A 21343-nucleotide genomic window follows, 5' to 3' on the forward strand; every position below is an offset into this window, starting at 1 on the left:
CGTCCAGCCGCAGGCTCCCGCGGCCCCGGCGGCCCCGGTCCAGCCGGCGCCCCGGCCGCAGGCCCAGGCGCCCGCCCCGGTGCCGCACACGCCCCCGCCGCCGCCCGTCGCGGCGCCGCCGGCGGTGGCCCCGGAGGACGACATCCCGGAGGAGGACGACCCGGACCTCACCGAGGAGGCGTTCTCCGGCCAGGAGCTGATCATCCGCGAGCTGGGTGCCACCGTCCTGGAGGAGATCCACCACCGGGGCAACTGAGCCACTGGGGGAGCCGAGCCATCGGGGGAGCCGAGCCACCGGGGGAGCCGAGCGGAAGCCGGAGCACCGACCGGGCGGGCCCGTGGGCGCGTACGAGCCCGTAGGCTCGGCGGTGACGACAGATCGACCGCGTGACAGCAAGGAGTGAGCCGTGTTCCCCGGTGGTGGTCAGCCCAACATGCAGCAGTTGATGAAGCAGGCGCAGAAGATGCAGCAGGCCCTCGCCCAGGCGCAGCAGGAGCTGGCCGAGGCGAAGGTGCAGGGTTCGGCGGGCGGCGGCCTGGTCGAGGCCACGGTCACCGGTGCCGGTGAGCTGGTGGCGCTGACCATCGCTCCGGCGGCCGTCGACCCGGAGGACACCGAGACCCTGGCCGACCTGGTCCTGGCGGCCGTTCGGGACGCCAACCAGGCCGCGCAGAAGATGCAGGCGGAGCGGATGGGCCCGCTGACCCAGGGCATGGGCGGCGGCATCCCCGGTCTGCCCTTCTGACCCAGTCTGCCCTTCTGACCCGGTCTGCCCTGCTGGCCCGGTCGGTTCCCGGCCGAGGCCGGGAGAGCGGGCCCAATGGTCTGATGTTCAGACGACGGACCCATGTGATTTATGTGGGAGTCGGGCGTCGGGCGGTGTGTCCGGCGCCCGATTCGTTGGATGATGGCACCGGAGCACACGGACCATCCGAGCACGAGGGAAGGCGCGACGTTGTACGAGGGCGTGGTTCAGGACCTGATCGACGAACTGGGCAGGCTGCCCGGCGTCGGGCCCAAGAGCGCCCAGCGGATCGCCTTCCACGTGCTGCAGGCCGACCCGACCGACGTGCGCCGCCTCGCGCACGCGCTGCTGGAGGTCAAGGACAAGGTCCGCTTCTGCGCGGTCTGCGGCAACGTCGCGGAGGCCGAGCAGTGCCGGGTCTGCCTGGACCCGCGCCGCGACCTCGGTGTCATCTGCGTGGTCGAGGAACCCAAGGACGTCGTCGCCATCGAGCGCACCCGCGAGTTCCGCGGCCGCTACCACGTGCTGGGCGGCGCGATCAGCCCCATCGAGGGCGTCGGCCCGGACGACCTGCGCATCCGCGAGCTGCTCGCGCGCCTCGCGGACGGCACGGTCACCGAGCTGATCCTGGCCACCGACCCCAACCTGGAGGGGGAGGCGACCGCCACCTACCTGGCCCGGCTCTGCAAGCCGATGGGCCTGAAGGTGACCCGTCTGGCGAGCGGTCTGCCCGTCGGCGGGGATCTGGAGTACGCGGACGAGGTCACCCTCGGCCGCGCCTTCGAAGGGAGACGACTGCTCGATGTCTGACCGGACCCCCCACCAGCAGCCCCACGCCCCGCACACCGAAGCGGCCCCGCACACCCACGGCCACGGCTCGGAGCCGGACGACTTCGCCGTCCAGATCGCCGACTCGGTGGAGAGCTTCGTGCTCGCCGTCACCGAGGTCGCCAAGGGCGACGAACCGGGCAGCGCGGTCTCGCTGCTGCTCCTGGAGGTCTCGCAGCTGCTGCTGGCGGGCGGCCGGCTGGGCGCCATCGAGGACGTCGTCCCGGACGACCGCTTCGAGCCCGACGCCGGGCCGGAGCCGGACGGCGAGCAGCTGCGCGAGCACCTGGCCGCGCTGCTGGCGCCGATCGACGTCTACCACGAGGTCTTCGACCCGTACGGCCCGCCGGAGAAGCCGAACGCCTTCCGGATCTCGGACGACCTGGCCGGCGTGGTCGGCGAGCTGCAGCACGGCCTGACGCACTACCGCGAGGGCCGGGTCAGTGAGGCGCTGTGGTGGTGGCAGTTCTCGTACCTGTCGAACTGGGGCACGACCTGCTCGGCGGTGCTGCGGGCGCTGCAGTCGCTGATCGCGCACGTCCGGCTGGACAGCCCGATCGGTGCGGTGCCGGACGGCGCGGACACCGACGACGACGGGCTCACCGACGAGCAGCTGGAGCAGCAGGCCGGCGACCTGATGGCGGCCGAGCTGGGCCTCGGGCGCTGAACGGGCGCTGAACGGACGCTCAACGGGCGTCCGCACAGAGCACCGAGCGGACGCCGAGCGGACGCCGAGCGGGCACCGAGCAGGTCCGGACGGGCGGGCACCGAGCAGGTCCGGACGGGCGGACGTGTGACACACGCCTCAGCGCCCCGCCCGGGAGGGAAATCCGGCCGGATCGCCGTCCTCCCCTCCGCCGATTCTTCGGAGCGGCGCCGGATTCCCCGCAGACCTGCCGGTGCGGACCCGCGCACCGCCGCCCACGTGCTGAAACGCCCGTCTCATCATATGGAAAGCCCCGGTCGGGGCAGGACCGCTCGATAGACTGACGCGGACCGCACACCCCCCTCCACCCGGTGGGGTGCGGGGGCCAGGCGCCCCCGGAAACGACCTAGTCGAGGAGCGCACGTGGGCCTTGTCGTGCAGAAGTACGGCGGCTCATCCGTTGCGGATGCCGAAGGCATCAAGCGCGTGGCCCGTCGAATCGTTGACGCCAAGAAGGCCGGCCATGAGGTCGTCGTCGTGGTGTCCGCGATGGGCGACACGACGGACGAGCTCATCGAACTCGCGGAGCAGGTGTCACCGCTCCCTGCCGGCCGTGAGTTCGACATGCTGCTGACCGCTGGAGAGCGCATCTCCATGGCGCTGCTGGCCATGGCGATCAAATCCCTGGGTCACGAGGCCCAGTCCTTCACGGGCAGCCAAGCCGGCGTCATCACGGACTCCGTCCACAACAAGGCGCGCATCATCGACGTGACGCCGGGCCGCATCCGCACCGCCCTCGACGAGGGCAACATCGCGATCGTGGCCGGCTTCCAGGGCGTGTCGCAGTCCAGCAAGGACATCACCACGCTGGGCCGCGGCGGCTCGGACACCACGGCGGTCGCGCTGGCCGCCGCGCTCAAGGCCGAGGTCTGCGAGATCTACACCGACGTGGACGGCGTGTTCACCGCCGACCCGCGCGTGGTGAAGAAGGCCCGCAAGATCGACTGGATCGCCTACGAGGACATGCTGGAGCTGGCCTCGTCGGGCTCCAAGGTGCTGCTCGATCGGTGTGTGGAGTACGCCCGTCGCTACAACATCCCCATTCACGTACGCTCGTCCTTCTCGGGTCTTCCCGGGACGATCGTCAGCAACGACAACCCGAACAAGCCCGAAGGGGGCGAGATGGAGCAGGCCATCATCTCCGGAGTCGCCCACGACACCTCCGAGGCGAAGGTCACCGTCGTCGGCGTGCCCGACAAGCCCGGTGAGGCGGCGCGCATCTTCCGCGCCATCGCCGACGCCGAGGTCAACATCGACATGGTGGTGCAGAACGTCTCCGCCGCGTCGACCGGTCTGACCGACATCTCCTTCACCCTGCCCAAGACCGAGGGCCAGAAGGCCATCGACGCGCTCGGCCGGGTCAAGGAGGGCATCGGCTACGAGTCGCTGCGCTACGACGACGCGATCGGCAAGATCTCGCTGGTCGGCGCGGGCATGCGCTCCAACCCGGGCGTCACCGCGACCTTCTTCGAGGCGCTGTCCGCCGCGGGCGTCAACATCGAGCTGATCTCCACCTCGGAGATCCGCATCTCGGTGGTCACCCGCGCCGAGGACGTGCCGGAGGCGGTCCGCGCCGTGCACAGCGCCTTCGGGCTGGACAGCGAGAGCGACGAGGCCGTCGTCTACGGCGGCACCGGCCGATGAGCCGCGGGCCGGCCGGGGGCGGCGGGCGATGACCCGGCGGCCGAACCTCGCCGTCGTCGGCGCCAGCGGCGCGGTCGGCGAGGTGCTGCTCGACCTGCTCGCGCTCCGTCAGGACGTCTGGGGCGAGATCCGCCTGATCGCCTCTCCGCGCTCGGCCGGCCGTACGGCGGTCGTGCGCGGGGAGGCCGTCGAGGTCGTCCCGCTGGCGGAGGAGGCGTTCGCCGGGATCGACGTCGCCGTGTTCGCCGTGCCCGAACCGGTCTCCGCCCAGTGGGCGCCGATCGCGGCGGCCAAGGGCGTCGTGGTGGTCGACGACTCGGCCGTCTTCCGGACCGCCGAGGACGTGCCGCTGGTCGTCCCCGAGGTCAACGCCGCCGCGCTGCGGATCCGCCCGCGCGGCATCGTCGCCAGCCCGGCGAGCACCACCCTCGCGATGATCGCCGCCCTCTGGGCGCTGCACGCCGAGTACGGGCTGGCGCAGTTGGTCGTCGCCTCCTACCAGGCCGCCACCGGCGAGGGCCGGGCCGGCGAGACGGCGCTGCGCGGGCAGACCGCGCTGGTCACGGGCACGACGGCAGGCCGCAAGACCGGCGACCTGCGCGCGGTGATCGCCGACCACGGGCCGTTCGCGGCCCCGCTCGCGTACAACGCGGTGCCCTGGTCCGGGTCGCTGCGCGAGGGCGGCTGGTCCTCCGAGGAGCTCGGCATCCGGGACGAGTCGCGCAAGATCCTCAGCCTGCCCGCCCTGCGGGTCTCCGCGACCTGCGTGCGCGTGCCGGTCGTCCGCACCCACGCGCTGGCCGTGCACGCGCGGTTCGAACGCGAGGTCACCCAGGAGCACGCGCAGGAGATCCTGCGGGACGCCCCCGGCGTCGTGCTCTACGACGACCCGGCGGCCGGTGAGTTCCCCACCCCGAACGACGTGGTCGGGACGGACCCGGTGTGGGTCGGGCGGGTGCGCCGCGCCCTGGACGAGCCGGAGGCCCTCGACCTCTTCCTCTGCGGCGACAACCTGCGCAAGGGAGCCGCGCTCAACCTGCTCCAGATCGCCGAACTGGTGGCCCGCGAGCTGCAACCTGCCTAGCGTCCGTACGCTCTCCCCCCACAATCTGTCCGGAAACCCTCTCGAATTCCCTGGAGGGCACTTCCGCCGATGCGGAAGAATGTCCCTCGGGCTGGGCAACCATGACAGGGGATCGAGTGTCCAACGGGCGTGGCGAACGTGATGGTGGGGGCAGGGTCGGGCATCTCGGCGACAGCCGCGGTGACGTTCCCGTCGCGCGTCCAGTGGCCTGCGAGTAGGCCGGAAGAAAGCCAGATGACCGCGGTCGCACCCGGTGCGGCGGACTCCGGCGCCGGTACCGACGCGGGTACCAGCGAGGACCTGCTCACCGAGACCTACCAGGCGCACTACAGATCCCTGCTGCGCCTCGCCGCGCTGCTCCTGGACGACCTCTCGACCTGTGAGGACGTCGTGCAGGAGGCGTTCATCCGGGTGCACGCCGCCCGCCGCCGGGTGCGCGAGCCCGAGAAGACCCTGGCCTACCTGCGGCAGACCGTCGTCAACCTGTCCCGCTCCACGCTGCGCCGCCGGATCCTCGGGCTGCGGCTGCTGCCGAAGCCGATGCCTGACATGGCCAGTGCAGAAGAAGGAGCCTACGATGCGCTGGAGCGCGACCAGTTGAAGGCCGCGCTGCGTGGTCTGCAACGCCGTCAGCGGGAGGTTCTGGTGCTGCGTTACTTCGTGGACATGACGGAGGCGCAGGTCGCGGAGACGCTGGGCATCTCGCTCGGATCGGTGAAGGCCTACGGCTCGCGCGGGCTCGCCGCGCTGCGGGCCCAGATGGAGGCCGGCCATGGCTGACGGCGCGGAGCTGCCGGGCGCCGGGCTGCCGGTGGGCGGGCTGCCGGTGGACGAGCTGTCGGTCGGCGAGCTCTCCGGCGGAGGACTGTCCGCGGAGGAGCGGGCCCTGCGCGCGCTGATGCACCACGCCGTCGCCGACATCCAACCCGGGCCCGGCGGGCTGCCCCGCATCCAGCGGGCCGTACCCCGGCGGCGGGCGGCCCGGTGCGGCGCCTGGACCGGCGCCGCCGCGCTCGCCCTGGCCGTCGCGGTGGCCCTGCCGGCCCTGCACGACGGCGAACACCTCGGGCTCTCCGGCGGCCCCGGGGACGCCGCCAAGGCCTCGGCCTCCGCCGCCACCGGCGCCACCGCCGGCTCCACCGGCGGCTCCACCGCGGAGCACGCGGGCCCGGACGGCCGGGGCTCCTCCGCCGCGGCGTCCGGCACCGCCGTCGCCTCGCCCAGCGCCGACGCCGGGACGGCCCGCCCGGACGGCTCCGCCCCGGCGCCGGCCGGGGCCAGCAACTCCGTCCTCGTCCCGCTGTGCTCCCGCGCCGACCTCGGCCAGGGCGCCGCACAGGTCGGCGCGGCCGACGCCGCGGGCCGGGTGTACGGCTCGTTCACCGTCTTCAACGTCTCCGCGAACGCGTGCCGCCTCGGCGGGCCCGGCGCGGTCTCCGTCACCGCCTTCTCCGGGGCCGACCGCAGCCGCTTCCGGACCGCCGACCACAGCCCCGGCGACCCGGCGGACGGCCTGCCCGCCATGGACGCCGAACCCCCCGTGCTGGCCCCGCAGGCCGGCTACCGGGTGCCGTTCGCCTGGATCCCCGACCAGACCTGCGGCCCCGCCGGGAACGGCGGCGGCTCGGGCACCGGCGGCGGGACCGGCTCCGGCACCGGCACCGGAAGCACCGGCGCCGCCGGGTCGGCCCGACCCAACCAGGCCGCCGGCGCCTCCCAGGACCAGGCGCCCGCCGCCTCGGCCGCCCCGGCGGCCGGCGCCTCCGTCGCGCCCACCGCCAACCCGCAGCCGACCGGCACCCCGACCGCCGGCCCCACCGGCGCGCCCAGCCCCACCGCCACCCCGACCGCGGCCCCCACCGGCGGACCGGCCACCGTCACCCTCGCCCACACCCCGGCGCCCGGCAGCCCCGCGGCGGCCACGGCCACCGTCCCGCTCGGCTGTACGGCCGGCACCCTCTACCGGGGCGGCGTCCAGCCGGCGGGCACCGTCGCCCCGGCGCAGCCGGGCTCACCGGCGGCGGGCTGACTGCGGGCAGGCCGACCGGGGGCGGGCCCGGAGGCGGCCCGGCGGGACCCCTGTGGTCGGGGAGGGTGTGAAGAGTGGTTACCGTGGGGGGTGTGTACCGGTTCCTCCTCACTCCCCGCTGGCTGAGCGGCACCGCGCTGGCCGTGGCGGCCGTGGCGGTGTGCGTCTGGCTGGGCTCCTGGCAGCTCGGCCGGTTCGAGGACCGGGCCTCCGCGCACGAGAAGAACCAGCAGGCCGTCACCGCTTCGGGTGAGGCCAGGCCGATCGACGCGCTGCTCGGCCCGGCCACCCCGCAGGTGACCACCGAGACCGTGGGCAAGCCCGTCACGGTGGCCGGCAGCTTCGATGCGGAGCACCAACTCTTCGTCCCCAACCGGGTGTTGGACGGCAAGCAGGGCTACTACGTGCTGACCCCGCTGCGCACCGCGGACGGCCACGCCGTCGCCGTCGTGCGCGGCTGGGCCCCCGGGGAGCCCGCGGCCGGCGCCACCCCCGCCGCCCCGCCGAGCGGCCCGGTGACCGTGACCGGCCGGCTGCAGGCCAACGAGTCGGTCGGCAGCAACGGCGCCGTCGCGGGGGGGCTGCCGCCCGGCCGGCTCGGCATGATCAACCGGGCGTCGCTGCTCAACGTGCTGGAGTACGACGGCTGGTACGACGGCTGGGTCGCCGCCGACGAGGTGCCCACCGGGCTGACCGCGGTGCCCACCGTCCAGCCGCAGGGCGGGGACGGGCTCACCCTGCGCGCGTTCCAGAACCTGGGCTACACCTTGGAGTGGTTCGTCTTCGCCGGGTTCGTCGTCTTCATGTGGTTCCGCCTGGTGCGCCGCGAGGCGGAGGCGGAGCAGGACCGGGCCCTCGGGTTGGACCCGGTCCTGAGCTGACCTCCGCCGAGCCGGCCTGTGCCGAGCCGGCCTGCTGAGCCGTGCCGAGCCGGCCTCCGCGCGTCCCTCCGGTCAGCGCGTGGGCCTGGCGGGTGCCGCCGGCACCGTCGCCGGACCACCGGGCGCGCCCGGCGGCGCGGGCCTGGTCGGAGTGGGGGTCAGGGGCGGCGCGGGTGCCGGTGCGGTCGGGCTGGTCGCCCCCGGCGCGGGGGTCGGCGGGACGGTGACCACCGGCTCGCTGTGGCAGTGGCCGCGGCCGCCGCCCTCGTCGTCCGAGTCGTAGTGGTCGATGTGGTGGTGGACCGTCCGCCCGGGTTTCGAGCCCTTCGATCCCTTCGAGCCGGAGCCGTGCGAGCCGGAGGAGCCCGAGGACCCGCCGGACCCCTTCGACCCGCCCTTGGCGAGCAGCGCCGTCCCGGCGGCCGCTTCCGGTTCGCCGTCCTCGTACCCGGCCGGCCGCACGACGCCCGCCCCGGCGGAGCCCGCGTTCGCGGGCGTGGCCGCGGCACCGGACTTCGCCGGCGCGGTCGCGCCCGGTGCGCCCGGTGCGCCCGGTGCGCCCGGCGTGCTCGGCGCGGGGCGGGTCGGAGTCGCGCCCGGCCCGGCCGACCCGACCGGCGCCGGCGGTGCGGTCGGCGGGGGCGGGCAGGCGGCCTCGGCCCCGTGCCGGCCCGCGCAGCCGGTGAGCACCAGGGCCCCGGCCACCGCCGCGCCGGCGAGGATCAGCCCCCGCCTCACACCGTCTCCCCGGTTCCGGCAGCGGTCCGGGCGCCGGGCTCGGGAGCGGTCGCGGCGGCGGTGCCGCCGTCCGCCGTGGCCAGGTGCCGCCGGACGAAGTCGATCTCCAGCCGCAGCTGCTTGATCCGCTCCTCCACCACCAGCGAGCCGTGCCCGGCGTCGTAGCGGTACACCTCGTGCGGCGTGCCGAGCTGCTCCAGCCGCTCGACGTAGTTCTCGATCTGCCGGATCGGGCAGCGCGGGTCGTTGACCCCCGCGCTGATGTACACCGGCACTCGCACCCGCTCGACGTACGTCAGCGGCGAGGAGGCCGAGAAGCGCTCCGGCACCTCCTCCGGCGTGCCGCCGAAGAGCGTGCGGTCCAGCGACTTGAGCGCCTCCATCTCGTCGGCGTAGGCGGTGTGGTAGTCGGCGACGGGCACGGCGGCGAGGCCGAGCGACCAGTTCTCCGGCTGCACGCCGAGGCCGAGCAGGGTCAGGTAGCCGCCCCAGCTGCCGCCGGAGAGCACCAGCCGCCCCGGGTCCGCGAGGCCGCTGTCCACCGCCCACGTGCGGACGGCGTCGATGTCCTCCAGCTCGATCAGGCCGACCCGCTCGCGCAGCGCGTCCGTCCAGGCCTGGCCGTAGCCGGTCGAGCCGCGGTAGTTGACCCGGACGACGGCGAAGCCGTGGTCCAGCCAGGCGGCCGGGCCGGCGGTGAAGGAGTCGCTGTCGTGGTGGGTCGGGCCGCCGTGGATCTCGAACACGGTCGGGTACGGGCCCGGGCCGTTCGCCGGCCGCTGCACCAGGGCGTGCACCCGCCCGCCGGGCCCGTCGACCCAGACGTCCTCGACCGGGACGGAGCCCGGCGGCACCGGGCCGGGCGCCCGCAGCACGACCGTCCCGGCGGTGGAGCGGACGGCGGACGGCTCGGCGGCCGAGGACCACAGGTACTCGACGGTCCCGTCCGGGCGCGGGGTGGCGCCGCCCACGGTGCCGCGCGGGGTGTCCAGGCGGGTCAGCCGGCCGTCCGCGAGCGCGTACGAGAACAGCTCGCTGCGCGCCTCGTACTCGTGCTCGACCAGCAGCTCCGCGGCGCCCGGCCGCCACTGCGCGGAGACGTCGCCGGGCAGTTCGCGGCCCTGCTCGTCGCGCAGCGGCAGCGCGGTCTCGGCGCCGGTGGCGACGTCCCAGATCATCGGCTCCCAGCGGCCGGTGCGCTGGTGCGCGACCAGCATCCGGGTGTCGCCCTCGACCGGGGCGAAGCCGAGGCAGGCGACGCCGCGCGGCTCGTCCCGGCCGGTGACCTCGTCCAGCTCGGCGACGGTCTCGACGCTGTCCGCGGTGAGCCGGTAGACCCGGATCGCGGAGTGCATGGCGTCGCCGTGCTCGGTGTGGTCGAGGGCGAGCAGGGTGCCGTCGTGGCTGAGGTCGGCGACCCCGCCGTACTCCTCGTGCCGGTAGATCTCGACCGGCTCGGCGGCGCCGGCGCGGCGCAGGTGCAGGGTGGTGCCGTCCTCGTCGGTGGAGCGGCCGACGACGACGGTGCCGTCGCGGCCGAGCGCCAGGCCGGCCGAGTAGGAGGCGGCGAGACCGGGCACGGCCTCCTCGTCGGGGCCGCCCGCGAACGGCTGCCGGCGCCACACGCCGAACTCGTCGCCGTCCTGGTCGTCGAACCACCAGATCCACCGGCCGTCCGGGGACAGCTCGGCGTCGGTGGTGCCGTTCGGCCGGTCGGTGACCCGGCGGTGGGCGTCGGTGGCGCGGTCCCAGGCGTAGACCTCGTAGGTGCCGGTCGCGTTGGACACGTACAGCGCCCGGTCGGGGGCGTCCTCCGCCCAGTCCGGCAGTGACACCCGCGCGGCCCTGAACCGCTGCTCCCACGCCGGTACGGCGCTCTTCTCCTCGCTCATCCGACCATCCAACCCGATCCGGGGGACGGAGGGGAACGGGCGGGTGTACTTCGGCGCCCCGCCCGTTCGTTCGTCCGCTGCCGGTCGGTGCTGCCGGTCGATGCCGCCGGTCAGTGCTGCCGGTCAGTGCCGCCGGGGCGTCCGGTGACGGTGCGGCAGCCGCCACCGCTCCGTCAGAACCACCGCCACCAGCACCAGCTCCAGCGCCAGCACGCTGTGCCCGAAGGCCGCGGTCGGGGCACCGGCGCCGTAGTAGACCAGCCCGATCAGCGCGACCCCGAGCGCCCCGCCGACCTGCTGCACGGTCGACACCACCCCCGCCGCCGAACCGGCCAGCAGCGGCTCGGCGGCCGCCAGCACCGTGGCGGTGACCGGGGCGATCACCAGGCCCATGCCGACGCCGTCCACGAACAGCCCGGGCGCCAGCCACCACACGCTCCCGGCCGGCACCCCGTACGCCGCGAGCGCGAGCAGCGCCAGCCCGGCGGCCATCAGCAGCCCGCCGGCGGCGATCGTCCGGGGGCCGCCGAACCGGGCGGTGACCCGGTGGGTGGCGTTGGAGGTCAGCAGGTAGCCGAGGCCGATCGCGGTGAACACCAGCCCGGCGCCGAGCGCGTCCAGGCCCCGGCCGAGCTGCAGGTGCAGGGCGAGCACCAGGAAGAACGAGCCCTGGCCGAGCACGAAGACGAACTGGGCCAGCAGGCCGGTGCCGAACGCCCGGCTCCGGAACAGCCGGGTGTCGACCAGCGGCGAGCCGCCGGCCCGGGTGGCGCGGTGCTGGTGGGCGGCGAAACCGGCCAGCAGGGCGAGCGAGCCGCCCAGGCAGCACCACGTCCACAGCGGCCAGCCCAGCGCCGGGCCCTGGATCAGCGGCAGCACCAGGCCGGTCAGCGCACCGGTCACCAGCAGCACGCCGACCGGGTCCAGCCCCGGCCGGTGCGGCGCGCGGGACTCCGGCAGGCAGCGGCGGACCAGTCCCAGGGCGGCCAGGCCGACCGGAAGGTTGATCAGGAAGCAGCTGCGCCAGCCCAGGCCGAGGACGTCCGCGCGGATCAGCAGCCCGCCGATCAGCTGGCCGAACACCGCGCCGAGCCCCATCGTCAGCCCGTACCGGGCGAACGCCCGCGCCTGCGCCGCGCCGCTGAACGCCGTCCGCAGCATCGCCAGCACCTGCGGGCCCATCAGCGCCGCCGCGAGGCCCTGCGCCACCCGGGCGCCGACCAGCGCCGCCGCGGTGGGGGCGAGGCCGCAGCCCGCGGAGGCGAGCGTGAACAGGGCCAGGCCGAGCCCGAACACCCGGCGGCGGCCGTACCGGTCGCCCAGGCGGCCGGCGGTGACCAGCCCGGCGGCCAGCGCCAGGCCGAAACCGGCGACCACCCACTGGACGGCGGCCGGGCCGGCGCCCAGGTCCGCCTGGACGGACGGGACGGCGACGTTGACGACGAAGACGTCGAGGGCGGTCATGAAGGTCGCGGTCAGGACCACCGGCAGCAGGCCCCGAGGGGCGGCGGCCGCGTCGTCCGTCCTGCCTCCCCGGGTGCTCCGGGTGCTCCGGGTGCTTCCGTCGAGGACGGTGCTCATCTCGGGCTCTCCTCCAGGGGGTTGTGGGGCCGGCCGGTGCGGGGCGGGCGCGGTGCTCGCGCCCGCCCCGCACCGGTACGGATCGCCGGCTCGGCAGGGTGGCCGGCTCGGGGTCGCCGCTCAGGCGCCCGGGACGCGGTCCAGGAAGCCGTACACCGCGCCGATCCGGCCGTCCGGCGTGGCCGTCAGCACGTCGAAGCCGATCACCAGCGGCTCGGCGTCCGCCGGCGCGTCCGCGGGCCCGAGGTTCCAGGTGAACCGGGCGATGTCGTGGTGCGCGTCCACCGGCCCGAGGGTGAAGCGCATCCCCGGGAACTGCGCCTGGGCCGCGCCGATCAGGCCGTCGATCGCGTCCCGGCCGGCCACGGCGGCCAGCGGGTCGGTGTAGCGGCCGTCCTCGGCCCACACCTCGTCGACCAGCTTGCGGCGGGCGGCCGGGTCGGTCTCGTTCCAGACCGCGAGGTAGCGCTCGGCGAGCTGCTGGAGGGTGGTGGCGGTCAGCTCGGTCATGGTCGACTCCCTTGTCCTGGCGGGTGGTTGTCCGGGTCGCTCCCGGTGCTCACCACGTTAGGGACGGGCCGGTGCGGGCGAATCCGTCACGTATCCGTAGGGGGTGCGTACGTCGGTCCGTACGGGTGCGTAGGTCGGTCGGGACCCGTCCTGGCACCCCGCCGCCGGGGCGGCCTGGGTAGGGTCGGGGCATGCTGTACGGGAGGGAAGACGAACAGGCCGCCGTGGACGGCCTGTTGGCGGCGGCTCGGGACGGGCGCAGCGGAGTGCTGCTGCTCCGGGGCGAGCCCGGCATCGGCAAGACCGCGCTGCTGGACGGTGCGGTCGCGCGGGCCGGGGACGGTTTCCGGGTGATCCGGGCGGCCGGCGTCGAGTACGAGGCCGAACTGCCGTTCGCCGGGCTGAGCATGCTGCTCGCGCCTGGTCTGGACCGGCTGGCGGCCCTCCCGGGGCCGCAACGGCGGGCGCTGGAGCGGGCGTTCGGCCTGGCCGAGGAGTCCTCGTCGCCCGCCGACCGGCTCCTCGTCGGCCTCGCCACCCTCGGGCTGCTCGCCGAACTCGCCGCCGACCGGCCGCTGTTGTGCGTGGTCGACGACCTGCAGTGGGTGGACGGCGCCTCCCTGGACGCCCTGCTGCTCGCGGCCCGCCGCCTCCAGGCCGAGGGCGTCGTGCTGCTACTGGCCGCCCGCACCACCGGCGGCGCGGCCGACCGGCCGCTCGGACTGCCCGAACTGCACGTCGCCGCCCTGTCCGAGGCCGACGCCACCCGACTGCTGGCCGACCGGGCCGGCCCCGAGCTGCCCGCCGCCGCCCGGACCGGGCTGCTCGCCCAGGCCGCCGGGAACCCGCTCGCGCTCACCGAACTGCCGCTCACCGCAGAGGCGTTCACGGCCGGCCCGCAGCCGTCCGGCGGGGTCGGCGCGCTGCCACTCACCAGCCGGCTGCTGATCGCCTTCCACGGCCAGGTCACCGGCCTGCCCGCGGCCACCCAGACCCTGCTGCTGGTCGCCGCCGTCGAGGAGAGCGGCGATCTGGCCGTCATCCTGCCCGCCGCGGCCACCCTCGGCGTCGACGCCGAACACCTCGCCCCCGCCGAGGAGTTCGGCCTCGTCACGGTCACCCCCGAGCGCCGGGCCGCCTTCCGGCACCCGCTGCTGCGCGCCGCCGTCCTCCAACGCGCCCCGCACCACCAGCGGCTGGCCGCGCACCGGGCCGTCGCCGGGGCCCTGCCGGACGGCGACCGCCGGACCTGGCACCTCGCCCTGGCCGCCACCGACCCCGACCCCGACCTGGCCGACGCCCTGGAGCGGGCCGCCGTCCATGCCGAACGCCGCGGCGGCCGCGGCGGCGCCGCCGCCTACGAGCGCGCCGCCCGGCTCACCCCCGACCGCGAGGGCGCCACCCGGCGTCTCGTCCTCGCCGCCGAAGCCGCCACCGAGGAAGGCGAGTTGGCCCGGGCCGAAGCGCTCGCCGACGAAGCCGCCGCCCGCACCGACAACGCGTTCGCGCACGCCCTGCTCGACCAGGTACGGGCCACCGCGCACTTCTGGCGCGGCTCCTACCCGACCGCCCACCGCCTGCTGCTCGACGCCGCCGCCGCGGACATCGACCCGGCGCACGCCGCCCGGATGCTGTTCCAGGCCTTCCACACCGCCTGGTACGCGGGGGAGCAGCCGGTCGCCGCCGTGCTGGACCGGCTCGCCGCCCTCCCGCTGCCCGAGGACGACCCGCTCGCCCCGCTGGCCCGCCACCTGCCCGCGGCCGTCCTCCCCGCCCTCGGACGGCCGGCCGGGCCCCTCCCGGCCGTCCGGGAGACCGCCGAGGCCGCCCGCAGGGCCGGCGCGGAGAGCCCCGTCGACCTCGTCCAGCTCTGCGGCGCCACCCTCGTCCTCGGCCGGGACGAGGAGACCGCCGAACTCGCCGCCGAACTCGTCGCCGAAGCGCGCGCCAAGGGCACCGTCGGCGTCCTGCCCACCCTGCAGTTCTTCCTCGCCGAGGCCGAGCTCTTCCACGGCCGCCACCAGGACGCCGAGGTCACCGCCACCGAGGCCCTCGCCCTCGCCCGCGACACCGGCCAGCACCAGTGGGTCAGCCAACTCACCGCCCTGCTCGCCTACCTGGCCGCCCTCGACGGCCGCACCGAGCCCTCCGCCGCGTCCCTGGCCGCCACCGCGCTGACCACCACCGGCCCGCAGACCGCCGCCCCCGCCGCCGGCCACCCCTGGGCCCACTGGGCCCTCGCCCTGCACGACCTCGGCCAAGGCCGCGCCGGCGCCGCCGCCGACCGCCTGCACACCCTCACCACCGGGCCGCACCGCCACCACGTCAGCGCCACCCGGGCCGTCCCCGACCTGGTCGAGGCCGCCGTCCGCCTCGGCACCCCCGAACGCGCCGCCGAACCGTACGAACGCTTCGCCCGCTGGACCGCCGCCGCCGACCGCCCCTGGACCGCAGCCCTCCGCCTGCGCTGCCAGGCCCTCCTCGGCCCCGACGAACTCGCCGAAGCCGCCTACCGCGCCGCCCTCGACCTGCACGCCACCACCAACCGCCCCTTCGAGCAGGCCCGCACCGCCCTCCTCTACGGCGAATGGCTGCGCCGCACCCGCCGCCGCACCGACGCCCGCCCCCACCTCACCGCCGCCCTGGAGACCTTCGACCGCCTCGCGGCCCACCCCTGGTCCGCCCGCGCCCGCACCGAACTCGCCGCCACCGGCACCCCCACCATCGCCCCCACGGCCACGTCCTCCCTGACCCCCCTCACCCCGCAGGAACGCCAGATCGCCCGCCTCGCCGCCCAGGGCCTCACCAACCGCGACATCGCCGCCCAGCTCTACCTGAGCCCCCGCACCGTCGCCCACCACCTCTACAAGGCCTACCCCAAACTCGGCATCACCTCCCGCACCGACCTCCCCGCCACCCTCTGACCCGCCCGACACGCTCGCCGGCCGGCGGGGCACGGGCAGTGGGCCCGGTCGGCGGGCACGGGCGGTGGGTGGGCTGCTCGGCCGGGGGCCTGAGGCGTAGTCACTCAGGCGGGCGCGCACAACGACAGAGGGCCTGCCGGATTTCTCCGGCAGGCCCTCTGCACTGGGTCGGGGTGGCGGGATTTGAACCCACGGCCTCTTCGTCCCGAACGAAGCGCGCTACCAAGCTGCGCCACACCCCGGTCTTTCTGTTTGTCGCTCCGTCTCCTTCGCGACGAGTAGAACTCTACCGGACGCTTGCCGAGACACGAAATCCGGTTTCGGACCGGCGCCCGGGAGGGGTTCAGCGGGGGGCGGCGGTGAGGGTGAGGAGGGTGGCTTCCGGGGGGCAGGCGAAGCGGATCGGGGTGTAGCGGTTGGTGCCGCAGCCGGCGGAGACGTGGAGGTAGGAGCGGCGGCCGCCGGCGGTGTGGGTGGAGAGGCCCTTGACCCGGTCGGTGTCGAGGTCGCAGTTGGTGACGAGGGCGCCGTAGAAGGGGATGCAGAGCTGGCCGCCGTGGGTGTGGCCGGCGAGGATCAGCGGGTAGCGGTCCGCGGTGAAGGCGTCGAGGACGCGCAGGTAGGGCGCGTGGACGACGGCGAGGGAGAGGTCGGCGTCGGCGGAGGGGCCGCCGGAGACGGCGCTGTAGCGGTCGCGCCGGATGTGCGGGTCGTCGAGGCCGGTGAACTCGAGGTCGAGGCCGCCGATGGTGAGCCGGCCGCGGGCGTTGGTGAGGTCGAGCCAGCCGGCGGCGTCGAAGCCGTCGCGGAGCTTCTCCCAGGGGTTGTGGACGGCGCCGGTGACGCCGCGGTTGGCGGTGCCGTCCGGGTTGTTCATGCCGTGGACGCCGCTGCGCATGGCCTTGAGGTAGCGGGCCGGGTTCTTGGGGGCGGGGCCGTAGTAGTCGTTGGACCCGAAGACGTAGACGCCGGGGAAGTCCATCAGGGGCCCGAGGGCGTCGAGGGTGGCGGGGACGCCGAGCGGGTCGGAGAGGTTGTCGCCGGTGTTGACCACGAGGTCGGGGCGCAGTCCGGCGAGGCTCTGCAGCCAGCGCTGCTTCTTGCCCTGCCCGCTCACCATGTGGATGTCGGAGACCTGCAGGATCCGGATCGGCCGGGCGCCGTGCGGGAGGACGGGGACCTCGACCCGGCGGAGTCGGAAGGATCGGACCTCGTACCCGACGGAGTAGGCGAGGCAGGCGGCGCCGGCGGCGGCGACACCGAGGGGAACGGAGTACAGCGGTCGCATCGCTCCATGCTCTCAGACGGTGGATCAGCTGGTGAACGAGGGCGAGCCGGGTGCGGGCGCCGGTTCCGGCTCCCGCCGGGCGCGCAGGGCCCGGACCTTGTGCCGGTTGCCGCAGCGTTCCATGGAGCACCAGCGGCGCCGTCCGGGCCGGGAGGTGTCGACGAAGACCAGCTGGCAGTTGTGCGCCCCGCACTCCCGCACCCGGTCCGCGTACGGGCCGGTGAGCAGGGCGATGGCGTCCCGGGCGAGGGTGGAGGCGAGCTGCGCGCCATCGGCGGGCAGGGGGGCCGCCGGGGTGCCGTCCGGGGCGATCCTGGGGACGAGCGGGGGGTGTTCGGCGGCCCGGTTGAGCACGGCGTAGTCGGCCGGGTCGCCGGGGATGCCGTGGGCCCGGGCGGCGGCGAGCCGCCACAGGGCGTCGCGCAGGGTGCGGGCGGCGGCGAGCTGGTCGGCGGTGATCCGGACGGCGCCGGCGGGCAGTCGGAGGCGGGACCGGGGGAGCCAGGCGGCGAGGTCGGACGGCTGGTGCAGCACCTCGTAGCGGGCGTACTCGCCGGGGCCGCCGGTGGTGAGGAGTTCGAGGCAGAGCGCGCCGGGGTCGAAGTGGAAGCTGGTGCCGGCGGGGGTGGTGAGGAGCAGGCCTGCCGCGTCGGTCATGTAACCACGGTAAGCGGTTACCGGGTGCCCGTGACCAGGGCCTCCGGATCCGCTCCTCGCGATATTGCCGGGCGACCGGTCGCCGCAGGTGGGAGACTCGGGGCCATGACCACGCTCAAGGAGCAGCTGCAGGAGGACCTCACGGCTGCCATCAGGGACCGGGACGAGCTGCGCTCGTCCACCATCCGGCTCACGCTGGCCGCCGTCACGAGCGAGGAGGTGGCGGGCAAGTCGAAGCGCGAGCTGTCCGACGCCGACGTGCTCAAGGTGATCGGTCGCGAGGCGAAGAAGCGCCGGGAGGCGGCCGAGGCCTTCGGCTCCGCGGGCCGGGCCGAGCAGGCCGCCCGGGAGCTCGCGGAGGGCGAGGTGCTGGCGGGCTACCTGCCCAAGCAGCTCTCCGGCGAGGAGCTGACCGCGATCGTCGCCGCCGCCGTGGCCGAGAGCGGGGCGACCGGCCCGCAGGGGATGGGCGCCGTGATGAAGCTGGTGAAGCCGAAGGTGGACGGGCTGGCCGAGGGCGGCCGGGTCGCCGCCGCGGTGAAGGCCGCCCTGGCGGGCTGATTCCGGCCCGGACGAGTGCCCGTGAGGGCGTGAACGCGAACGGAAGGGGCGCTTCCCGAGAGTCCACTCGGGAAGCGCCCCTTCACGTGCGCCCAGGGCTCAGGGCCCAGGGCCAGGGCTCAGGGCCCGCGGCCGCCGGCGTCAGCCGTTGCCGTTGCCGCCGCCGTGCTTGCCGCCGTTGCCGTTGCCGCCGCCGACGAGGCCCGGCGGGAGGGTGATCCCGCCGCCGATCATGCCGGGGTCGCCGTTCCCGTTGCCCGGGGCGGCGGGCGGCGGCGGGTTGCCGCCCGCCGGCTGGGCCGGGTCGCTCGGGGCGGTGGTCGGGTTGGGATCGGGCTTGGGCATGTCGGGGATGCTGGCGGTGGGCAGCTGCTGGATCGGGGAGCCCTTCAGGGCCTGGTTCATCGCCAGGCGCCAGATCGGGCCGGGGCCGGTGGCGCCGAAGACCTCGGTGAAGTTGGTCGGGCCGATCTTGATGTTCTTCATCGGCACGCCGCCGGCGGGGCCGCCGAGCCAGACCGAGGTGGCGAGCTGCGGGGTGTAGCCGCTGAACCAGGCGGCGCGCTTCTCGTCGGAGGTACCGGTCTTGCCGGCGATCGGCCGGCCGTCGTCCAGGCCGAGGTCCTTACCGGTGCCCTTCTCGGTCACGCCGCTGAGCACGGTGTTCATCGCGTCGGCGGTGCTCTCGGAGAAGGCCTGGGTGCAGGTCGACTGCGGGACGCTGACGTTCTTGCCGTCGACCGTGGTGATCTTGTTGATCGCGATCGGGCTGCAGTACTTGCCGTGCGCGGCGAAGGTCGCGTAGACGTTCGCCATGGTCAGCGGGGACATCTCCTGCACGCCGAGGCCCATCGACGGGACCTCCTCCAGCGGCTTGCCGCTGGCCTTGGCGGTGATGCCGAGCTTGTTGGCCATCTGCTTCACCGGGCAGAGGCCCATGTCGGCCTCCATCTCGACGAAGTAGGTGTTGACCGACATGGCCATGGCCGTCTTGAGGTCGTACGGGCCCTTCTCGTTCTCGTTCTCGTTGGGGACGGTCCGGGCCTTGCCCTTCTCCGTGTTCTTCCAGGTGCCCTCGCAGGTCTTCATCGTCGGCCACTCGATGCGGTTCTCCGACTTGTACTGCTGGGTGGGCGGGAGCCCGGACTCGAGCGCGGCGGCGGCCACGATCGGCTTGAAGGTCGATCCCGGCTGGAAGCCGTTGCCGCCGCCCATCGAGGCGTCGACGTTGAGGTTGACGACGGTCTGGTTCTTGTTCTGGTCCAGGCCGTACGGGCGGGTCTGGGCCATCGCGAGGATCTTGCCGGTGCCCGGCTCCATCATGGTCGCGGCGGCGGAGACCGGGTCGGTGACGTACACCAGCTTGGTGACGGCGTTCTGCGCGGCGGCCTGCTTGTCCGGGTCGAGCGTGGTGTAGATGTTCAGGCCGCCGGTGTCCCAGAGCTTCTTGCGCTCCTCGGCGCTCTTGCCGAAGGCCGGGTCCTGCTTGACCACGTGGCGCACGTAGTCGCAGAAGAAGCCCATGCCGGCCTGGGCGGTGATGCAGCCGTTCTGCGGGTCCTTGAACTTCAGGCCCAGCGGGGCGGCCTTCGCCTCCTTCGCCTGGTCGGCGGTGATGTGCTTGTTCTCCAGCATCTTGTCGATGACGACGTTGCGACGCTTGACCGTGTTGTCGGGGTAGCGGACCGGGTCGTAGGACGACGGGTTCTGCACTATCCCGGCGAGGGTGGCGGCCTCGGCGACGGTCAGGTCCTTGTTGCTCTTGCTGAAGTACCGCTGGGAGGCGGACTCGACCCCGTAGGCCTGGTGGCCGTAGAAGGTGATGTTGAGGTAGTTGGTGAGGATCTGATCCTTGGTCAGGTCCTCCTCCAGCTTGATCGCGACCTTGAGCTCCTGGATCTTGCGGCCCAGGGTCTTGCGCTGGGCCTCCAGGACGGCCGACTGGTCGTCGCCGGCCTTCTCGACGTTCACGTTCTTCACGTACTGCTGGGTGAGCGTCGAGGCGCCCTGCGAGTTGGTGCCGCTCTCGGCGTTCTTGCTGATCGCGCGCAGGATGCCCTTGAGGTCGACGGCGCCGTGCTCGTAGAAGCGGGCGTCCTCGATGTCGACCTGGGCGTGCCGCATGAACGGCGACATCTGGTCGGCCGTGATGACGGTGCGGTCGCGCTCGTAGACCTTGGCGATCAGGCCGCCCTTGGCGTCGAAGATCTGGGTGGCCTGGGTGAGCGGCGGGGTCTTGAAGTCGTCGGGGATGTTGTCGAAGCTCTCCGCCGTGTCCTTGGCGGTCAGCCCGATGGCGCCGACGGCGGGCAGGGCGAGGCCTGCCAGCAGGACTCCGGAGAGCACGCTGACGCCCAGGAACTTCACTCCGTGTCCGGCGAACTCGAGCGGTGATCCGCTGCGCTTGCCCTCCGGAGCTCCGGTGTTGCCTGGGGGCTGGGATGCCTGTGGGCGCTTCGGTGCCATGAGGAGAACCCTACGTCGCGGAATCCCGCACACGAGGGCAGGTGTTCGCCTAGGCTTGTCACAAGCTTGCGACAGCTTCGGTGCGTCAACATCATTCACTCTTGTGAGTGGGGAGACTTGCCCGAATTGCCCACTTTTCGATGGGTTTCGAGGCAGCTGTGGCCTGCTGTGCCCATGTGAACCGTCGCGCTCCGTGACGACGCGCGTGGCGAGAGTTCGGGTGTCGAGCCTGGCAAGGCTTGCGACCTGCGATCACTCCAACGAGTGAGATGACCGATACCCATAGTCCGATCGGGTCATTCGAGATTGAGCCCGAAGGGGCTGTTGCGCGCTGTCGTTCTTCCGTAACGTCCTCAACTGGCAACGGTGAATATGCCGTTGCCGCCGTGGGGGAGCCTCGAATATCGGGAGAGGACGGCGCCGGCATGGGCTGGGTTGACGACTGGAGTGCGCAGGCCGCCTGCCGCACGAGTGATCCGGACGAACTGTTCGTCCAGGGGGCGGCGCAGAACCGCGCCAAGGCGGTGTGCAGCGGCTGCCCCGTCCGTACGGAATGCCTCGCGGACGCCCTGGACAACCGGGTCGAGTTCGGCGTGTGGGGCGGGATGACGGAGCGCGAGCGCCGGGCGCTGCTGCGCCGCCGCCCGACCGTCATGTCGTGGCGGCGGCTGCTGGAGACGGCCCGCACCGAGTACGAGGAGTCCCTCGCGACCGGCGTGATACTGACGGACTACGCCCAGGCGGGCTGAGCCCGAGCCTCCCGGCCGCGCCGCGTGGCGCCCGGGCTGCCCGAGCCGGACCGACCCGT

At 74.3% G+C, this 21343-nt stretch carries 18 protein-coding genes, 1 tRNA gene and 1 pseudogene; 12 read left to right on the plus strand and 8 right to left on the minus strand.

Annotated elements, in window-relative coordinates:
- The 9 genes and pseudogenes from VM95_RS18620 to VM95_RS18660 all read left to right on the plus strand — a co-directional run.
- Positions 1-256, plus strand: a pseudogene (locus tag VM95_RS18620) (DNA polymerase III subunit gamma and tau); the annotation flags it as partial.
- Positions 257-407: 151 nt separating this feature from the next.
- Positions 408-746, plus strand: a complete 339-nt coding sequence (locus VM95_RS18625) for a YbaB/EbfC family nucleoid-associated protein (protein ID WP_078860109.1) — start codon at positions 408-410, stop codon at positions 744-746.
- Positions 747-956: 210 nt separating this feature from the next.
- Positions 957-1556, plus strand: coding sequence for a recombination mediator RecR (recR, locus tag VM95_RS18630; protein WP_045698199.1), 600 nt, complete (start codon positions 957-959; stop codon positions 1554-1556).
- Positions 1549-2241 (plus strand): DUF5063 domain-containing protein, encoded by a 693-nt coding sequence (locus VM95_RS18635; RefSeq protein ID WP_078860111.1) that lies wholly within the window; start codon positions 1549-1551, stop codon positions 2239-2241. The genes recR and VM95_RS18635 overlap by 8 nt, the downstream gene beginning before the upstream one ends.
- 402 nt (positions 2242-2643) lie before the next feature.
- Positions 2644-3924, plus strand: a complete 1281-nt coding sequence (locus VM95_RS18640) for an aspartate kinase (protein ID WP_045698202.1) — start codon at positions 2644-2646, stop codon at positions 3922-3924.
- A 28-nt stretch (positions 3925-3952) separates the two neighbouring features.
- Complete coding sequence (locus VM95_RS18645; RefSeq protein WP_045698205.1) at positions 3953-5008, plus strand: aspartate-semialdehyde dehydrogenase; 1056 nt, start codon at positions 3953-3955, stop codon at positions 5006-5008.
- A 234-nt stretch (positions 5009-5242) separates the two neighbouring features.
- Positions 5243-5788 (plus strand): SigE family RNA polymerase sigma factor, encoded by a 546-nt coding sequence (locus VM95_RS18650; RefSeq protein ID WP_045698207.1) that lies wholly within the window; start codon positions 5243-5245, stop codon positions 5786-5788.
- Complete coding sequence (locus VM95_RS42635; protein WP_052707437.1) at positions 5781-7037, plus strand: hypothetical protein; 1257 nt, start codon at positions 5781-5783, stop codon at positions 7035-7037. The genes VM95_RS18650 and VM95_RS42635 overlap by 8 nt, the downstream gene beginning before the upstream one ends.
- Positions 7038-7129: 92 nt before the next feature.
- The gene (locus VM95_RS18660; RefSeq protein ID WP_045698209.1) at positions 7130-7918 is read left to right on the plus strand and encodes an SURF1 family protein; all 789 of its coding nucleotides are present in this window, start codon (positions 7130-7132) and stop codon (positions 7916-7918) included.
- 72 nt (positions 7919-7990) lie between these two features.
- On the opposite strand, the gene VM95_RS38915 is transcribed toward VM95_RS18660, so the two are convergent.
- The 4 genes from VM95_RS38915 to VM95_RS18680 all read right to left on the minus strand — a co-directional run bounded on the left by VM95_RS38915 (position 7991) and on the right by VM95_RS18680 (position 12639).
- Complete coding sequence (locus tag VM95_RS38915) at positions 7991-8656, minus strand: hypothetical protein (RefSeq protein WP_052707438.1); 666 nt, start codon at positions 8654-8656, stop codon at positions 7991-7993.
- On the minus strand, positions 8653-10548 hold the full coding sequence (locus VM95_RS18670; protein ID WP_078860115.1) for a S9 family peptidase: 1896 nt from the start codon (positions 10546-10548) through the stop codon (positions 8653-8655). The genes VM95_RS38915 and VM95_RS18670 overlap by 4 nt, the downstream gene beginning before the upstream one ends.
- Before the next feature lie 123 nt (positions 10549-10671).
- Positions 10672-12129 (minus strand): MFS transporter, encoded by a 1458-nt coding sequence (locus tag VM95_RS18675; protein WP_045698211.1) that lies wholly within the window; start codon positions 12127-12129, stop codon positions 10672-10674.
- Between the two features lie 120 nt (positions 12130-12249).
- Complete coding sequence (locus VM95_RS18680; protein WP_045698213.1) at positions 12250-12639, minus strand: nuclear transport factor 2 family protein; 390 nt, start codon at positions 12637-12639, stop codon at positions 12250-12252.
- Positions 12640-12830: 191 nt separating this feature from the next.
- On the opposite strand from VM95_RS18680, the gene VM95_RS45235 reads away from it, so the two are divergent.
- Positions 12831-15563, plus strand: a complete 2733-nt coding sequence (locus VM95_RS45235) for an ATP-binding protein (protein ID WP_045698215.1) — start codon at positions 12831-12833, stop codon at positions 15561-15563.
- A gap of 168 nt (positions 15564-15731) precedes the next feature.
- Here VM95_RS45235 and VM95_RS18690 read toward each other — a convergent pair.
- From VM95_RS18690 to VM95_RS18700, 3 genes are all read right to left on the minus strand, one after another.
- Positions 15732-15805: transfer RNA gene (locus VM95_RS18690), tRNA-Pro, on the minus strand.
- Positions 15806-15906: 101 nt separating this feature from the next.
- Positions 15907-16851 carry a metallophosphoesterase gene (locus tag VM95_RS18695; protein WP_045698217.1) on the minus strand — a complete coding sequence of 315 codons (945 nt, stop codon included), beginning with the start codon at positions 16849-16851 and terminating at the stop codon, positions 15907-15909.
- 24 nt (positions 16852-16875) lie between these two features.
- The gene (locus tag VM95_RS18700; RefSeq protein WP_045698219.1) at positions 16876-17508 is read right to left on the minus strand and encodes a CGNR zinc finger domain-containing protein; all 633 of its coding nucleotides are present in this window, start codon (positions 17506-17508) and stop codon (positions 16876-16878) included.
- A 105-nt stretch (positions 17509-17613) separates the two neighbouring features.
- On the opposite strand from VM95_RS18700, the gene VM95_RS18705 reads away from it, so the two are divergent.
- Positions 17614-18069 carry a GatB/YqeY domain-containing protein gene (locus VM95_RS18705; RefSeq protein ID WP_045698221.1) on the plus strand — a complete coding sequence of 152 codons (456 nt, stop codon included), beginning with the start codon at positions 17614-17616 and terminating at the stop codon, positions 18067-18069.
- Positions 18070-18210: 141 nt separating this feature from the next.
- On the opposite strand, the gene VM95_RS18710 is transcribed toward VM95_RS18705, so the two are convergent.
- On the minus strand, positions 18211-20535 hold the full coding sequence (locus VM95_RS18710; RefSeq protein ID WP_078860117.1) for a transglycosylase domain-containing protein: 2325 nt from the start codon (positions 20533-20535) through the stop codon (positions 18211-18213).
- A gap of 425 nt (positions 20536-20960) precedes the next feature.
- Here VM95_RS18710 and VM95_RS18715 point away from each other — a divergent pair, with 425 nt between their 5' ends.
- Positions 20961-21284 (plus strand): WhiB family transcriptional regulator, encoded by a 324-nt coding sequence (locus VM95_RS18715; protein ID WP_033333275.1) that lies wholly within the window; start codon positions 20961-20963, stop codon positions 21282-21284.
- Positions 21285-21343: the final 59 nt, after the last annotated feature.

Origin of the sequence: Streptomyces rubellomurinus (assembly GCF_000961885.1) — a bacterium.
GTDB lineage: Bacteria > Actinomycetota > Actinomycetes > Streptomycetales > Streptomycetaceae > Kitasatospora > Kitasatospora rubellomurina.

Excerpts from the sequence above, each read along its gene's own strand:
- VM95_RS18635 (WP_078860111.1), top strand. The coding sequence starts at position 1,549 with ATGTCTGACCGGACCCCCCACCAGCAGCCCCACGCCCCGCACACCGAA.
- VM95_RS18645 (WP_045698205.1), top strand. The coding sequence starts at position 3,953 with ATGACCCGGCGGCCGAACCTCGCCGTCGTCGGCGCCAGCGGCGCGGTC.
- VM95_RS18650 (WP_045698207.1), top strand. The coding sequence starts at position 5,243 with ATGACCGCGGTCGCACCCGGTGCGGCGGACTCCGGCGCCGGTACCGAC.
- VM95_RS42635 (WP_052707437.1), top strand. The coding sequence starts at position 5,781 with ATGGCTGACGGCGCGGAGCTGCCGGGCGCCGGGCTGCCGGTGGGCGGG.
- VM95_RS18670 (WP_078860115.1), bottom strand. The coding sequence starts at position 10,548 with ATGAGCGAGGAGAAGAGCGCCGTACCGGCGTGGGAGCAGCGGTTCAGG.
- VM95_RS18675 (WP_045698211.1), bottom strand. The coding sequence starts at position 12,129 with ATGAGCACCGTCCTCGACGGAAGCACCCGGAGCACCCGGAGCACCCGG.
- VM95_RS18680 (WP_045698213.1), bottom strand. The coding sequence starts at position 12,639 with ATGACCGAGCTGACCGCCACCACCCTCCAGCAGCTCGCCGAGCGCTAC.
- VM95_RS45235 (WP_045698215.1), top strand. The coding sequence starts at position 12,831 with ATGCTGTACGGGAGGGAAGACGAACAGGCCGCCGTGGACGGCCTGTTG.
- VM95_RS18695 (WP_045698217.1), bottom strand. The coding sequence starts at position 16,851 with ATGCGACCGCTGTACTCCGTTCCCCTCGGTGTCGCCGCCGCCGGCGCC.
- VM95_RS18700 (WP_045698219.1), bottom strand. The coding sequence starts at position 17,508 with ATGACCGACGCGGCAGGCCTGCTCCTCACCACCCCCGCCGGCACCAGC.
- VM95_RS18705 (WP_045698221.1), top strand. The coding sequence starts at position 17,614 with ATGACCACGCTCAAGGAGCAGCTGCAGGAGGACCTCACGGCTGCCATC.
- VM95_RS18710 (WP_078860117.1), bottom strand. The coding sequence starts at position 20,535 with ATGGCACCGAAGCGCCCACAGGCATCCCAGCCCCCAGGCAACACCGGA.
- VM95_RS18715 (WP_033333275.1), top strand. The coding sequence starts at position 20,961 with ATGGGCTGGGTTGACGACTGGAGTGCGCAGGCCGCCTGCCGCACGAGT.